Source organism: Jeotgalibacillus campisalis (assembly GCF_000829515.1).
In the GTDB taxonomy this organism is placed as follows: Bacteria; Bacillota; Bacilli; order Bacillales; family Jeotgalibacillaceae; genus Jeotgalibacillus; species Jeotgalibacillus campisalis.
Genome location: NZ_JXRR01000017.1, coordinates 409579 through 425291, shown reverse-complemented (window position 1 = coordinate 425291; position 15713 = coordinate 409579). Strand labels below are relative to the sequence as shown.

The window sequence follows — 15713 nt, the reverse complement described above, 5'->3', positions numbered from 1 at the left end:
ATTACAAGTAATCCGTCAAAATCTCCACAAACTTTTCAAGCTGCTCCTGGTCGATCTGATCAAAACGTGACTGGATGGGGCTGTCAATGTCCAGTACTCCAAGCAATTGCCCGTCTTTAACAATTGGAATTACAATCTCAGATTGAGAGGCTGAATCACAGGCAATATGTCCTGGAAATGAGTGAACGTCTTCAACGCGCATCGTCTTGCGCTCAGATGCAGCGGTTCCGCATACCCCTTTTCCCAAGGGAATTCTGACACACGCAGGCAATCCCTGAAAAGGTCCTAGGACTAATTCTTCTTTGTCAATTAAATAAAAACCGACCCAGTTTGTCTGCTCAAGAAACTGATTCAGCAAAGAAGAAGCATTGCTTAAATTGGCAATTTGATTGCTTTCACCTTCTAAGAGAGCCCTTAGCTGCTTCTGAACGGTATTGTACTTTTCTTCCTTTGTTCCTTTATACATTTCGACAGTAAACAAACTGTTCACCTTCTTTTTATAGAATATTCTGTCTATTGCGCATAGTTACTCGATATTTGATGACAAGTTTATAAAGGTGTGCAGGTAAATATGAAGAATATTTATAAAGACAGTAATCTATTTTTAGCACAATCTATGATTGGAAGCAATCATAAAGAAGGGGATGGATGGAGATGGCCATTTTACAGCAGCGTGAAACAAAATCTGAGGTCATGATTGCAGCTGTCGATTTATTTTATACGAAGGGCTACCATGCAACAAGTATACGCGAAATTTCTTCAAAAGCGGGAGTAAATGTTGCAACTGTTTCGTATTATTTTGCAGGGAAACAAGGGCTGCTTGAAGAATGCTTACTTGCTTTTTTCGAGCCGTATCTTGACCTTCTTCAAAAAGTCGCAGATTCCTCTATCTTAAAAAATGACCCGACAAGATCTCATATGATGGAAGCTGCTTTTTCCCTTATTGAATTTCAGCAGCAAAACCACCGATTCGCCCGCTTTGCCTGGAGAGAAGTTACAATGGACAGTCAGATGGTTAGAGAAATGACGTCCTGTTATTTAAGAAAAGAACAATATATCTGGAAGCTTCTGCTGGCGCAGGATATAGAAAAAGGGATATCAATTAAAATATCCCCATCCTTTTTCCTTATTCAGTTAACTTCCATGCTTTCCATGCCGTTTCTGCAGAGCCAGACTATACAGGAGTTATGGAACATCAACCCGAGTGAAAAACATTTTACCCGCGAATACAGCTGTATTCTGAGGGAATGGTATTTGGGTGTGACTTGCGAATCTGCTATCACATTAGGATAATGCATCCGGGAATAGAAGTTGATCTCTGCCTTGGTGAAGATCTTTTGACTGGTGGGCATCCGAACCATAAACAAGAGGTATTCCTAATGAAAATGCTTCTTTTACAATATCATCAGATGGATAAGGCTCTAGACAATAGGGCTTGAAAATACCAGCTCCATTGTAGTCGAGTTCATACTCCCCTTTTTTAATTTCATGCAAAATGCCGCTGATTATCTTTTTATGGGAATGGGCAGGTTTAAACCGATGCTGAAACTTTCTCGAAAGGGTCATATGGCCAATCCGTTTCGGTTTAAAAGGACCCAAATCAGCTTTCACAGAGGCAAGCACGGTTTGATAATAAGCGTCATGAACCTGGTCAACAGAGCCGTAGCGGGTAACCATAGTGGAAAATACTGTGTCACTAAAATCCATGCAGTCATAGTTACCATCTTTTAATAAAAAATGAACCGAAAGAATGGAGTCGTCTAATGCAGGTCCATATTCTGCTATGAAGCGGGATGTTTCTTCTTCAAAACCTTCTATATAATCAATTTCGAGACCTGCATGAATAATGAGGTCTTTTTTATATTCGTTTTTTAATAAAGAAAGGTCGAACAAATAGCGTTCGAGGAATTCAAGCTTCATGCCGCTGTCGCGTTCGGGAGCAGGGTCCTCAAAAGACGGTGGCAGCGGAGCGTGCTCTGTAAAGGATAGTTCAGTATATCCAAGTTTAAGAGCGCGCTCGATATACATTTTAAAAGAATCTTTCGTTCCGTGCGGACAATAGGGACTATGTACATGGCCATCTCGAAGTTTCATCTGTCTGAACTCCTTCAATTAAATAGTTTAAAAAGGTGAATTTTACTAGAAACATAAGAAAAAGTTAGAATCCTATATAATCCTGTCAAAAAAATTAGAAAAAGCAAGAAAAATCACTGATAACATGGTATCATAAAGTCATTATCATGAACATCCAATGATTGTTAACCAGGATATCGGTTGTTTGGACAGGAGGCGTAGGATGGAGTACTTAATCGGTTCCGTCATATTGATCGTAATAATCATTGCCATAGCCCTATTTTGGCGAAAGAGAGAATATAAAGAAGTAGACCAGCTTGAGGCTGCAAAACTTGAAATTCAACATCGCCCAATTCTCGAGGAAATGACAAAGGTGAAACAGTTAAATATGAACGGTCAAACAGAAGAATTATTTGAAGGCTGGAGAGCATCTTGGATTCACATTGTGGATGTAAAGCTTGCAGAAGCCAATACTCTTTTATTTGATGCTGAAGAATACATTGATAAGTTTCGATTTAAAAAATCGAGAGAAATCAGAGATAAGATCCGGCATATGTTAAGTGAAGCAGAAAAAGAAATGAATCAGATTTTAGAAGAACTCGAAGAACTGATGGGAAGCGACGAAAAGAACAAAGAGGAAATGGAAACGATTCAAGCTGATTTTAAACTGGCTAAGAATGAATTATTCTCACAGCGTCATACATACGGCAAGGCTGCTGAAGCCATTGAACGGAAAATTGAGGCGGTAGAGCCTAAATTATCTCAGTATAATGAAATGACTGAGAAGGGAAACTACCTCGCTGCCCGGGAACTTGTCCTTACATTAGCTGATGAAGTAGCGATGATTCTTTTCTTACTCCAAGAACTTCCTGAATTATATAATGAAACCCATTACTCCATTCCTTCTCAGCTTTCAGAGTTAAAAGAAGGGTTTGAAGAAATGAAACATGCTGGTTTTCCACTTTCTCATATTCCTATCGAAGAAGATACTGATTCAATTCAGGCTTCAATTGAAAAGGGAAAAATCTGCGTCAATCAGCTTGAAATGGAGGAAGCCAAACGGTTGGTTGCTGCCATTCACGAGCATGTGGATACATTGTATGATTCACTTGAAAAAGAAGTGGAAGCCCGTTCATTTGTAATGGAGAATTGGGACACCACCACAGACCTGCTAAATCATTTGGTTGATCAAAATCAGGCGCTTCAAACAGAAACTGAATTTGTTCGTCAGGGGTATCAGCTTGATCAAAATGATTTTGGGATCCCAAAAGAATTGGATAAAAAACTTTTACGGATTGAAAAAAGGTTTTCAATTTTAAAAGAACGCAGGCTGACCGATGATACTGCTTTTTCTGCCCTCTCAGAAGAACTTGACGGGATCAGAATGGAACTGCTGGAGATTGAGCCTGCTCAAACTGACTTCAAAGACCGCCTGCAGCGACTTCGCCAGGATGAAGTGAGAGTTCGGGAAATTGACTTCAAGCTTAGAGGATTGTTGAAAGAGCAGGAGCGTTTGCTGCGTCATGCTAATCTTCCTAGATGTCCGGACTATATTTCCGCTCAATTTGACAGCGCGTATGATCAGCTGGATCTTCTTGAAAAAAGCTTAAACGATAGACCGTTAAATATTATTTCAATCCAGCAGAACTCTTCCACATCTGAAGCCATGGTAGAATCGGTTTGCAAAGAAACGGAAGAAATGATTCTGGCGGCAAAATCTGTTGAACGGGTCATCCAATATGGCAACCGCTACCGCAGCAGACACGAAACTGTATTCATTGGTCTGAATGAAGCTGAGCTAATGTTTAGAAAAGGTCAATATCAGGACGCACTAGAACAAGCTGCAAGTGCCATTGAAAAGGTTGAGCCGGGAGCTTTAAAGCGGATCGAAGAGCTCTCTGGGAATCCAATTGAAGAAAAACAATTTGCTAAGCAATAAAAAGCTGGCTTCCAAAGAGATTTGGAAGCCAGCTTTTTTTATTATTGATCAGCAGAGGGTTTAGACGGATGCTTCAGGACAATGGCTGTCAACAAACCAATGCCTGCTCCTGCAATCGCCGGTACAGTCCAGCCGACTCCTTGTTCCATTAACGGAAGAAAGAAGAGAGAAGAAGTCAGGAAATTACCGGTAAATCCAGCAGCAGCAAGTCCATCACTGACACCGACTATAAAGGTCGGGATGATTGCTCCAACATAGACGGCTTGATAGCCTTTAAAAGCTGAATGAAGAAACGTTAAAAGGATGAGCACAATCGCCATCGGATAAATCATGACAAGAACCGGAACCGAAAAAGCGATTAACTGTGTTAAGCCTATGTTAGAAATAATCATGCTAAAGCCTGCAAATATAAAAACAAATGCTTTATAAGAAATACGCGGCAGAAGTCTTGAAAAATAAGTGGCAGTCGAGGACACGAGTCCGATCGATGTTGTAATGCAGGCTGCCGTAATTGCAAGGCCTAAAATTACGGCACCGCTTGAGCCATATAAATAGGAGGCTGCTGCCGAAAGGATGGCCCCGCCATTTGTTTGTTCGCCTACTGCAGATATGCTCGTAGCACCTAATTGACTAAGAGCGATGTAAACGAGTACTAATCCTGCCGCCGCGATTAAGCCTGCGAAGATGGTCACCCGTACAATGGATTTTCTGTCATGTACCTGTTTTTCCTTTATTGCTGTAATGACGACAATGGCAAAGACCAGAGCTGCAATTGCATCAAGCGTCAGATATCCTTCAATAAATCCTGTGAAAAACGGAGAATCTTGATATCCGGCAGCGGGCTGTCCAGGATCACCCATTGGAGTAATAAATGCCCCTGCTACAAGAACACTAAGGACAATTATCAGAGCGGGCGTCAGTATTTTCCCTATACGATTTACCAGCCGGGATGGATTAAGTGACAAAAGAGCTGTCAGGGTAAAAAACAGCAGAGAAAATAAAAATAAAAACCAACCTGATTCCATGAACCTCTCTGACAAGAAAGGAAGAACTCCGATTTCATAGGATACTGTGGCAGTTCTTGGGATTCCAAAAAAAGGACCAATAGCCAAATATAATGTAAATGTAAAGATTATTCCGAAAATTGGGTGTACACGACTTGCCAGCTTCTGCGGGTCTCCACCTGACTGAGCAATTGCAATGACACCTAATAAAGGCAGTCCAACTCCGGTAATTAAAAATCCGATTATGGCTAAAGCAAGATGTTCACCTGCTTGCTGCCCCAGTAAGGGTGGAAAAATTAAATTCCCTGCACCTAAAAATAAAGCAAATAGCATTAAACCAATTGTAAGAATGCCGCTGAATGACAATGTATGCTGTTTCATAACTACCTCCAATAGACAAACCATTTTTACACTGAAATATCTTACCATAGAATGTGAGAAATTTGTCGAAAATTGAAATAGTCAGAATATTAAACACTGCAGAAGTAACACTTTTCTGAATTCTTTTGAATAAATTCTATTCAACCATGCATAGCCTGCCCTTATCCAACAGAGAGATTCTGCTAATGGTCTAAAATGTGATATGATAAGTCAGTATTTTAATTCAAGGAATGACGAAAGAGTGAGTTTTCATGATTTATCTCGATAACAGTGCTACGACAAAGCCTTCTAAAGAGGTGCTCGCTTCCTTTATGACTGTGACGGAAGACTATTACGGTAATCCATCTTCTCTTCACGGTTTTGGCTCAACAGCCGCTATTCTTTTAGATAAAGCAAGAGCGCAGGCGGCAGCAATAATTGGTGCAAAAAAGGATGAGATCATTTTCACATCCGGGGGCACCGAAGCCAATAATCTTGCCATTAAAGGAATCACAGAATCTTTAAAACATAAAGGAAACCATATTATTACGACTCAAATTGAACATCCATCTGTTTGGAATGTATATAAGGAGCTTGAGCAAAAAGGATTCAAGCTGTCGATCCTGCAAGTAGGGAAAGATGGCAGAATTTCATTGAATCAGCTTAAACAGCTTCTGTCAAAAGAAACCATTCTTGTTTCCATTATGCATGTTAATAACGAGACTGGAACCATTCAGCCTATTGAAGAAGCAGGCGAACTTATTAAAACCTTTTCCAGCGCTTATTTTCATGTGGATGCCGTTCAAAGCTTTGGAAAGATTCCGGTGAATGTAAATCAAAGCACAGTGGACCTGCTCTCTATTTCTGCGCATAAATTTCATGGCATGAAAGGAACAGGTCTCCTCTATAAAAGCATGAAAGCTCCTTTGCTTGCCCAAGTGGCTGGAGGCAATCAGGAAAACGGGCTTAGAAGCGGAACCCAAAATGTGGCAGGTGCTGTAGCCATGGCTAAGGCGATGAGAGAAGGAACGGAACAATCTAATTCCCGCCATATTGAAGGTCTTAAAAAGCAGCTTATTCAATTTTTTTCAAACTCACCTTTCACTAGTATGGTGACTCCCGAAGAATTTTCCGCTCCGCATATTATCAATGTTTCTGTACCGGGGTTAAAGGGAGAGGTCATTGTGAATGCGCTTGAAAAAGAAGGAATTATTGTCTCGACAACGAGTGCCTGTTCATCAAAAAATGCAGAAGTAAGCCGGACGATCCAGGCAATGGGCTACTCTCATAAAATTGCCAAGGGGTCGGTGCGAATCAGTATGGCCCATACCACCACTCAGCTTGAAATTGAGCAATTACAAAAAGCATGGAGCTCAGAGATTCCATCTTTATTGAAAGGAATTAACTACTAATGAATTATGATCGAATATTAATCCGCTACGGTGAAATTTCAACTAAAGGAAAAAACCGCAACCGTTTTATTAATCAACTGAAAATGAATATAAAGGAATCACTTACCGGGTTATCAGCAGTGAAAATCGAAGCAGGCAGAGATCGAATGCATATTTATCTGCAAAACCCAAATGAGGTAGATCACATCATCTCAAGGCTCAAGCCCATATTTGGCATTCAGTCGTTCAGCCCGGTCGTCAAAACAGCAGCTAATTTGACAGAGATGAAAGAACAGGCAGTAAAACTTGTTGAATCTCTTGCTCATGAACAGGCTACCTTTAAAGTATCTGCCAGAAGAGCCGATAAATCGTTTCCGCTCGATACCAATGAACTAAATAGAGAAATCAGTTCATACGTCTTAAATAATGTAAATGGATTAATTGTTGAAATGAAGAACCCTGAAATTGAGCTGGTGACAGAAGTGCGTGAGGAAGGGGTCTATTTATCTGCCCAGAAAATACCTGGTGCTGGCGGGATGCCGATTGGAGCTTCCAATAAAGCGAGTTTGATGCTTTCCGGCGGTCTCGACAGTCCGGTCGCAGGTTTTCACATGATGAAGCGCGGGGTAGAAGTTGAAGCAATCCATTTCCACAGTCCTCCTTTTACGAGTGAACAATCCAAACAGAAAGTACGAAAGCTCGCAGCGCAGTTAGCAGGTTATTCCGGAAGGGTTAAGCTTCACATTGTTCCATTTACAGCGATCCAGCAGGCCATACAAAAGCAAGTGCCTGAAAACTACACGATGACATCGACAAGAAGAATGATGCTTAAAATTGCAGATGTGATTCGTGAGAATACAGGATCCAAGGCGCTAGTGACTGGTGAAAGTCTTGGACAGGTAGCGAGCCAGACACTTGAAAGCATGCAAGCAATTAATGCCGTCACAGCAACACCCGTTTTGCGGCCGCTTATAACGATGGATAAAACAGAAATTATTGAAGTAGCCAAAGAAATAGGCACGTATGACCTGTCTATTCTTCCATATGAAGACTGCTGTACAATTTTTACACCTGCATCACCAAAAACGAAACCAAAGCTTGATAAGGTAGTTTTTTATGAAAGCTTTATTGATTTTGAGCTGCTGATCCAGGAAGCAGTAAACGGGACAAAAGCTGAAATCATTACCCCAAATACCTTATTTGCTGAAAGCAGTGAAGCATTTTCTGATTTATTTTAGGAAAAGACAGTGGTGTGTTATGGTGTTTAATCTTCGTTTTAAACCCTTAAACCATGTGTTTTAAACTGTGATCTCAGAGGAGCAAAAGAGCAAAAAAATAATAGAATAAATTACCAGTGTTAACTTCCTTGTTTCTGCACATTCTATTCTCACAAGGAGGTGAAAACACATGGCAAACAGAAGTTCAAATCAACTGCTTGTTCCAGGTGTAGCACAAGCACTAGACCAAATGAAATATGAAATTGCAACTGAATTTGGAGTACAATTAGGACCAGACTCTACAGCTCGCTCTAACGGTTCTGTAGGTGGAGAAATCACTAAACGTCTTGTTCAAATGGCTGAACAGCAATTAGGCGGTTCTTCAAAATAATTATTCCCCAAAAAGCCGACAGCTAAATTGAGCTGTCGGCTTTTTTATGTTCATTTACCCTCTCCTTGATGCAACTCTTTCACCCTATACTGCAATAGTTGAGCATTAAGCTTCATCTTTGAAGAAATATTTTGTAAACTTGTACTAGCACAATATACATTTAAGTAATTTTTTACATAGGTTTAGGGGGAAGCAGCATGCAGCTTTGGACAAACGGAACAATCTATACAATGAGGGAACAAGGAGAAAAGGCAGAAGCAATTCTGACCGATAACGGAAAAATCGTAGAGGTAGGCTCTAAAGAGGATCTGCTTGCAGGTGCAATAGGCCAGCCTGAAATTATTGACTTGAAAGGACAAACGCTTTTTCCGGGCTTTGTGGACAGTCATCTTCATTTAATCGGTGTAGGTGAAACTTTGCTTCGGTTAGACCTGTCTTCTTTTAGATCAAAGCAGGAAGTAATGGAAGCGGTAGGACTAAAAGCAAAGGAACTGCCTGAAGGTGAATGGATTCTTGGAGACGGCTGGAATGAAAACCAGTGGACAAATCCTGAAGTTATTACGGCTGCAGAGCTGGATGCTGTTGCACCGAATCATCCGGTGTATTTAAAACGGATTTGCAGACATGCAGCAGTTGTAAACTCAATTGCACTTGAAGCAGCCAAAATAGATCGGGAGACACCAGATCCCGAGGGAGGGCTCATTGATCGCACGCCGGCTGGTGAACTCACAGGATTATTAAAGGACCAGGCACAGGATTTTATGATTCCTGCCCTTCCTCCCATTGAAGAAGAATACATTCAAAAATCGCTGAGAGAAGGACTTAAACATGCCTGGTCTCTTGGTTTAACAGGTGGTCACACAGAAGATTTAAGCTATTATGGTGATTTTACCCGCACGTATCGCGCATTTCAAAAGGTGATAGAAGAAGAAGGGAACCACTTCAGAGCTCATCTTCTAGTGCATCATCAGGTAATTGAAGATTGGCATCGTCAAGGCCACTCCTTTTTGTCTGGTTCAAGATATGTAGAATTCGGCGCAATGAAAATTTTTGCAGATGGAGCACTGGGTGGCAGAACGGCCTTATTAAAAAGCGGCTATGCAGATGATCCATCCACAAACGGTGTCGCCATTCATAATCCTGAGAAGCTAAAGCAATTAGTTTATAAAGCGAGACAGTATGATATGCCCATCGCGGTTCATACAATCGGTGATCTGGCTTTTGAATACATGCTTGATGCTATTGAACAATATCCAGCTGTCAACGCTCAGCGGGACCGTCTTATTCACGCACAGATTTTAAACGAGGACTTGGTAAAACGGGCTGAAAAACTTCCCATTGTACTCGATATTCAGCCCCGATTTGTTGCCTCCGACTTTCCGTGGGTAGTCGAGCGGATTGGCGAAGAAAGAATGAAATGGAATTACGCATGGAAAACCCTTCTGGATCGTGGGATTGCCTGTGCAGGCGGCTCAGATGCACCTATAGAACCGCTTGGCCCGCTTTTAGGCATACATGCAGCAGTAACAAGAACAAATCCTCTTGACCCGTCAGGAACCGTTTACGGCGAAGATCAGTGTCTCACCCTGTTTGAAGCAATTGAACTATTTACTAAAGGAAGCGCATTTGCCTGTCACCATGAACATAACAGGGGCATTTTAGAAAAAGGCTATGCTGCGGATTTTACAGTTCTTGAAAAAGATCCATTTGAATCCGATGTTAATGACTTGTTATCCTTAGCAGTTGGACGGACTGTAGTAGATGGCAAAACCGTTTATCTGGCAGAAAAATAAAGGAGACCCCCGAATTTTTCGGGGGCTTCTATCGTTCATTAGAAAAAACTCTCATATGGTTGAAAGAAAAGAGAATGAGGATGGACAGACTCTCTTGACACATTTAAAAACGGGCGTATAATAAATTTATTTCGACTACCTAAAGAATGGAGACCTTTATGGAAAATGAAGAGAGAAAGGGGATACTTTTTGCGGCCTTCGCGTACGCATTATGGGGACTCCTGCCGATTTACTGGAAATTCTTATCTCAAGTGAATCCCGATGAAATTCTAGCTAACCGTGTTTTTTGGTCGTTTTGGTTTATGATCGTATTGTTGGCAGTAAACGGAAATATCCGCGCATTCAAGGCTGAAGGTTTTTCACTTTTGAAAAAGAAAAAAAGGTTGTTTGCTTTGTTTGCCGCCTCTGCTTTAATCAGTATAAATTGGTTTTTTTACATATGGGCAGTAAATACGAACCAAATGGTAGAAGCAAGTCTCGGCTATTATATCAATCCTTTAGTATCTGTATTGCTCGGAGTGATTGTATTAAAGGAAGTGCTTTCTAAAGCACAGGTCGTATCATTTATTTTAGCGTTGATCGGGGTACTCATAATTACGATTTCCTATGGCGTTTTCCCTTGGATTGCTTTTACTCTTGCCTTTTCTTTTGGTCTTTATGGACTAGTAAAGAAAATGATAAAGGTAGACCCTGCCATCGGTTTGACGCTTGAAACACTAACCATTATGCCTATTGCCCTGCTTTATATGGGATATTTATTTCAGAGCAGTTCACCAGCCTTATTTTCAGGGAATTGGACCACTGATTTGCTGCTGATCGGAGCAGGGGCTGCAACGGCTGTTCCTTTGCTGTTTTTTGCTAAAGGGGCTCAAAAGATCCCTTTATACATGATCGGCTTTTTGCAGTATATTGCTCCGACACTGACCTTGATTCTTGGTATTTTTATTTATAAAGAACCCTTTAGCTTAATTGATTTAATCTCCTTCCTTTTTATCTGGTCAAGCTTAACATTGTTTACATTTTCACGTTCTAAATGGTATTTAGCAAAACCCGGTGGAGTAAAAAAAGCAGCCAGTCAGTAAGTCACCGTATAAAAAAGAGGCAGAGACGAATAAAGTTTCGTCCCTGCCTTTTATTTTAAAGTTATAAGAAAGTTCTCTTTACTTTTTCCCAAAATGAATTATCTTTTAATTTGACGGTTTTAACGACATTGTCGCTTAACATCAAATCTACTTCTTTTACATGGCTGATGCCAAGTGCTTCATTATCGAGTCCCATAACAGGATAGTCATTGCCATCTTGAGTCACGGATAATTTAAGCTTGCGCTGCCCGCTCAAAATAAATGAAGAACCAAGTGAACGGAATCGGTTGTTATTCAGAGAAGCCAGTTCACTAATTTGCATACATGGCAGCATCGGATCTACAACAGATCCCCCTACGGATTTACTGTAGCCTGAGCTTCCTGTTGGTGTGGACACGATCATTCCATCGCCTCTGAAGGTTTCAAAATGAAGGTCATCAATAGATACATCCATGACAAATGTTTTCACAATACCGGTGCGGATGCTGAATTCATTTAAGCATAAAAACTTTGTTTCGTTATCGACGGTTACTTGAATCGTTGGGTATTTTCGCACTTCAATTTGTTCTGTCGTCATGGCTTCAATCATTGTGGAAAGATCGTCAATATGAAAATCACAGTACAAACTTTTGCTGCCTGAAGTGGAAATTCCCGCGTACAGGCAATCCTGGCGAAAGCCTGTTTTGCGAACACCCTGTAAGAATGCACCGTCTCCGCCAATGCTGACAATAATATTCGCTTCTTTAAAATCTTTCACAATAGTAAAACCATATCGTTCGGCTAAATCAGTAAGCGTAAGAATCTGTTCTTTCGTTTTATCGTCTTTTCTTGCGTAAAAGTACATATTACGACGTTTTTCCATCTTCCTGACCTCCAATAGCATTGTTAGTTAGCCTGCATGTTTGGTACAATATGTAATGCTCGCCTTAATTCAGCACAGATGGCAGAAAAAATCTTTTCTTCGTCTGTACATACAAGGAATACTTATAAAGTGTACCATGAAATGAAACATATCGAAAACTCAACCGTATGAAAGAGATACGTTTAAAGGAGGAATTTTTACATGACCGCAAAAAGGTGGATTGCATTAGGAATTGCGGCCGCATTATTTTTCGTATCGATCGGAGTAAATGCAGCTACAGCCTTAATCACAATGGATTTTGAAGAAGCCTTTTCAGGGGGCCAGTCGACTGGGCTGCCAGAAGAGATTATTGAAGGGGGCAATGGATCAGAGCGGATTGCTGTCCTTGATTTAAATGGAACGATACAGGACACGGGAGAGCAAACAGGATTATTTGCAGGTGCTGAATATAACCACAGTCACTTTATGGAGCAGTTAAATCAAATCAAAGATGATTCCACTATAAAGGGAATCGTAATGAGTGTGAATACACCAGGCGGCGGTGTGGTTGAAAGTGCACAGATACATGATAAGCTTTTGGAAATTCAAGAAGCTGGGAAAACGATTTATGTATCAATGGGTGCACAGGCAACGTCCGGCGGCTATTATGTTGCCGCTCCAGCTGATAAAATTTTTGCAAGCAAAGAAACCATGACCGGATCACTTGGTGTTATTATGCAGAGCATCAACTTTGCAGGACTGGCCGAGCGTTATGGGATTGACTTTGTTACTGTTACATCGGGTGAATTTAAAGATATGCTGAGCCCTACTGAAGAGGTGGATGACAGAGATCTTGAAATTGTGCAAAGCATGCTCGATGATTCTTATGATGGATTCGTTGAAGTAATCGCAAATGGCCGTGAAATGCCGGAAGATCGCGTCCGTGAAATAGCAGACGGCCGAATTTACAATGGCATCCAGGCATTAGAACTCGATTTAATTGATGAATACGGGTATGAAGAAGATGTAATTGCAGGAATAAAAGAAGATCTTGATCTTCCCAATGCAGAGGTTATTAATTATACGATGGGAAGCGACTGGGGCTCCTTATTTACTTATCAGACGCAAAAAATATTCGGCGGAATGGAAGGACAGGTCCTGTCAGACTTAATGAACAAAGTAGGCGGACCACGTCCTATGTACTTATACACTGACTAGGGGGTGCAGAGATGGATTACAAAGATGAACAATCACAAAAACCACTGCCCCCTGGAGAAGCGCAGATGGCAAACGAAGAAAAACCAGTAGATCTTTCTCCGCAGCCACAATCCATTACGCCTCATTTCGGCGGTTTTTGGATGAGAGTGTGGGCCTATTTATTTGATGTGCTGGTTATTGCAGCTATTAATGGACTTTTGGTCTATCCGCTGCTTCGCCTGACCGGTTTAACCGAACCAGTTGGACTGTTCAGTATCGCGGGTATTGCAACGAGTATTGTCTTTTTAACGTATTTTGTTCTGATGACCAAATTCTTTCAACAAACTCTTGGTAAAATGGTGTTTGGTCTGAGGGTCAGATCGTTAAACGGATCGCCATTAAGCTGGACAGCCGTTCTTTTCAGAGAACTAGTTGGCAGATATGTTCAAAGTGTTTTTACAATTTTCGGTCTGCCAGTCTTTCTCTTTTTATATGCGGTTACTGCATTTACTCCAAAAAAGCAGGGACTGCACGATTTTATTGCTGATACTGCTGTAGTGCACGAGCGGACAGTTATGGCATCACTTAACTCTTCTTACAAGCCGCTGGCAACAGATCGAGTATAGATTCGGGTTAGAAGAGTGCGTAATTTTTTACAAATGGATCAAAAAAATACGAGTATATCGAGTGAACCTGTCTTTAATTAGACAGGTTTTTTTTATACAGATTGGACATAATAGGGAAAAATGAGAAAAGGAAGAGGGAGGATACATATGTGGATTTTCGCTGGAATAAGCTTTATCATTTTAATCCTTCTGATCTACCTGTTTTATTCTAAAATCACCATGACTATTCGAATTAACTTTCAAAAAGGCCTTAAACATGCAGATATTCAGTTTAAAGTATTTAACGGAGTATACAAAAAGAAATTTTCGATCCCTTTGTTTGAACAAAAAGGAGAGGGGATCGTTTATGCTGAACAGACAAATCTAGAAGAAGAGAAAGAAACAGAAAAGTTGTTTACGATTCAGGATATGAATCAAGCCAAAGAATTGTATGACCGCTTCCTTCAACAATACAATCACGTGAAAAGGCATACAAAGGAACTAGTGAAGAAGGTTAAAATAGAAAAGCTTTCAACTGACGTAAAAATCGGATTGGAAGAAGCGGATTGGACTGCTTATTTAACAAGTGGAGTGTGGATGTTCCATAGTTGGATTACGCTTCTTTTATCTTCTGTCTTTCAGTTAAAATGCAAGCCAGAACATCATGTCCATTCTTTGTTTGGCGTAAATGCATTTGCCCTTCATCTGTCTTGCATAGCATCGATACGATTAGGGCACCTTATAGTAATCGGCATTCGCTTTCGGATGGATCAAAGAGTGCCAAAAACATAAAAAGGTTGGTGTAATTCATGGAGCATCCTATAGAAGGATTAATGGCCACAGCGATGGAGCATTTAAAAGAAATGGTAGATGTGAATACGATTATTGGTGATCCAGTAGAAACGCATGATGGAAGCACCATTATGACGGTATCAAAGGTTCGCTTCGGATTTGCAGCAGGAGGAAGTGAGTTTCAATCTGAATCAGGCAGCGCTGGAGATGGTGCGAGTGGATCGGGTCACCCTTTTGGTGGAGGAAGCGGCGGCGGGGTCTCGATTACACCCATTGCTTTTTTAATCGTTGGAAAAGACGGGATAAAAATGCATCATCTGAATGAAGGGACACATCTGCTTGAAAAACTTATGGATTTAGCTCCCGGCCTCGTGTCAAAAATCCAGCACCAGTTAAATCAAGGATCCACGTACTCGCAGGATCATGAAAAATATCAATAGATCAAATCGAATTAGTTGCTTATATCAATACTCTTTCAGTATGATGAACGTGAAAACGGTAAATACATATAAGGAGGAATGATAGAAATGGCAGCTATTACATTTAAAGAAAAACCGGTTACATTGCAAGGCTCAGAGGTAAAGGTTGGAGACAAAGCGCCTGATTTTTCTGTGTTAGCTAATGATCTTTCTCCCATTACACTGGAGGATACTAAGGACACAGTGCGTATATTCAGCGTGGTTCCTTCGTTAGACACCGGTGTATGTGACAAACAAACAAGAAAATTTAACGAAGAAGCAAGCAAGCTCGGCAATGTAAAGGTGCTCACTATCTCAGTTGACCTTCCATTTGCTCAGCGTCGCTGGTGCGGGGACAATGGAATTGAAAATGTTCAAACCGTATCAGACCATCGTGATCTTTCTTTCGGAAAAGCATACGGCGTTGCAATTGAAGAAATGCGTCTGCTTGCAAGAGCCGTATTTGTCATCGACAGCAATGATGAAGTTGTTTATGTTGAATATGTTAAAGAAGCAACTGACCACCCCGACTATGAAGCAGCCATCGATGCAGTAAAAAGAGCTAAATAA

At 40.9% G+C, this 15713-nt stretch carries 16 protein-coding genes; 12 read left to right on the top strand and 4 right to left on the bottom strand.

Going from position 1 to position 15713, the window contains the following annotated elements; genetic code table 11:
• Position 1: 1 nt before the first annotated feature.
• Positions 2–481, bottom strand: a complete 480-nt coding sequence (locus tag KR50_RS14455; protein ID WP_041060132.1) for a GAF domain-containing protein — start codon at positions 479–481, stop codon at positions 2–4.
• Between the two features lie 167 nt (positions 482–648).
• Between KR50_RS14455 and refZ the strand changes: the two genes are divergently transcribed.
• Positions 649–1293: a forespore capture DNA-binding protein RefZ gene (gene refZ / locus KR50_RS14450; RefSeq protein WP_084215616.1), complete on the top strand. Its 645-nt coding sequence runs from the start codon at positions 649–651 to the stop codon at positions 1291–1293.
• Here refZ and hisJ read toward each other — a convergent pair.
• Entirely contained in the window at positions 1285–2094 is an 810-nt protein-coding gene (gene hisJ / locus KR50_RS14445; protein WP_041060129.1) for a histidinol-phosphatase HisJ, read from the bottom strand. The two genes, refZ and hisJ, sit on opposite strands and share 9 nt — an antisense overlap.
• Positions 2095–2296: 202 nt before the next feature.
• Between hisJ and KR50_RS14440 the strand changes: the two genes are divergently transcribed.
• On the top strand, positions 2297–4012 hold the full coding sequence (locus KR50_RS14440; RefSeq protein WP_052477132.1) for a septation ring formation regulator EzrA: 1716 nt from the start codon (positions 2297–2299) through the stop codon (positions 4010–4012).
• A gap of 41 nt (positions 4013–4053) precedes the next feature.
• Here the strand turns inward: KR50_RS14440 and brnQ are convergent, their stop codons facing one another.
• A complete protein-coding gene (gene brnQ, locus KR50_RS14435) occupies positions 4054–5397 on the bottom strand; it encodes a branched-chain amino acid transport system II carrier protein (RefSeq protein WP_041060127.1) in 1344 nt (447 codons plus the stop codon).
• Positions 5398–5648: 251 nt separating this feature from the next.
• Between brnQ and KR50_RS14430 the strand changes: the two genes are divergently transcribed.
• The 5 genes from KR50_RS14430 to rarD all read left to right on the top strand — a co-directional run bounded on the left by KR50_RS14430 (position 5649) and on the right by rarD (position 11250).
• On the top strand, positions 5649–6788 hold the full coding sequence (locus KR50_RS14430; RefSeq protein ID WP_041060125.1) for a cysteine desulfurase family protein: 1140 nt from the start codon (positions 5649–5651) through the stop codon (positions 6786–6788).
• A complete protein-coding gene (thiI, locus tag KR50_RS14425) occupies positions 6788–8005 on the top strand; it encodes a tRNA uracil 4-sulfurtransferase ThiI (RefSeq protein WP_041060122.1) in 1218 nt (405 codons plus the stop codon). The genes KR50_RS14430 and thiI overlap by 1 nt, the downstream gene beginning before the upstream one ends.
• Positions 8006–8174: 169 nt before the next feature.
• The gene (locus KR50_RS14420; RefSeq protein WP_041060119.1) at positions 8175–8375 is read left to right on the top strand and encodes an alpha/beta-type small acid-soluble spore protein; all 201 of its coding nucleotides are present in this window, start codon (positions 8175–8177) and stop codon (positions 8373–8375) included.
• A 197-nt stretch (positions 8376–8572) separates the two neighbouring features.
• A complete protein-coding gene (locus KR50_RS14415) occupies positions 8573–10168 on the top strand; it encodes an amidohydrolase (RefSeq protein WP_041060116.1) in 1596 nt (531 codons plus the stop codon).
• 158 nt (positions 10169–10326) lie between these two features.
• Entirely contained in the window at positions 10327–11250 is a 924-nt protein-coding gene (gene rarD / locus KR50_RS14410) for an EamA family transporter RarD (RefSeq protein WP_041060113.1), read from the top strand.
• Positions 11251–11311: 61 nt separating this feature from the next.
• Here the strand turns inward: rarD and KR50_RS14405 are convergent, their stop codons facing one another.
• Positions 11312–12112, bottom strand: a complete 801-nt coding sequence (locus tag KR50_RS14405; RefSeq protein ID WP_041060110.1) for an NAD kinase — start codon at positions 12110–12112, stop codon at positions 11312–11314.
• Positions 12113–12313: 201 nt separating this feature from the next.
• Between KR50_RS14405 and sppA the strand changes: the two genes are divergently transcribed.
• The 5 genes from sppA to tpx all read left to right on the top strand — a co-directional run bounded on the left by sppA (position 12314) and on the right by tpx (position 15713).
• On the top strand, positions 12314–13309 hold the full coding sequence (sppA, locus tag KR50_RS14400; RefSeq protein WP_041060107.1) for a signal peptide peptidase SppA: 996 nt from the start codon (positions 12314–12316) through the stop codon (positions 13307–13309).
• A gap of 11 nt (positions 13310–13320) precedes the next feature.
• The gene (locus KR50_RS14395; protein ID WP_232304287.1) at positions 13321–13914 is read left to right on the top strand and encodes an RDD family protein; all 594 of its coding nucleotides are present in this window, start codon (positions 13321–13323) and stop codon (positions 13912–13914) included.
• Between the two features lie 147 nt (positions 13915–14061).
• On the top strand, positions 14062–14685 hold the full coding sequence (locus KR50_RS14390; protein ID WP_041060104.1) for a hypothetical protein: 624 nt from the start codon (positions 14062–14064) through the stop codon (positions 14683–14685).
• A gap of 17 nt (positions 14686–14702) precedes the next feature.
• Positions 14703–15125 (top strand): GerW family sporulation protein, encoded by a 423-nt coding sequence (ytfJ, locus tag KR50_RS14385; RefSeq protein ID WP_041060101.1) that lies wholly within the window; start codon positions 14703–14705, stop codon positions 15123–15125.
• Between the two features lie 87 nt (positions 15126–15212).
• Positions 15213–15713 (top strand): thiol peroxidase, encoded by a 501-nt coding sequence (tpx, locus tag KR50_RS14380; RefSeq protein WP_041060098.1) that lies wholly within the window; start codon positions 15213–15215, stop codon positions 15711–15713.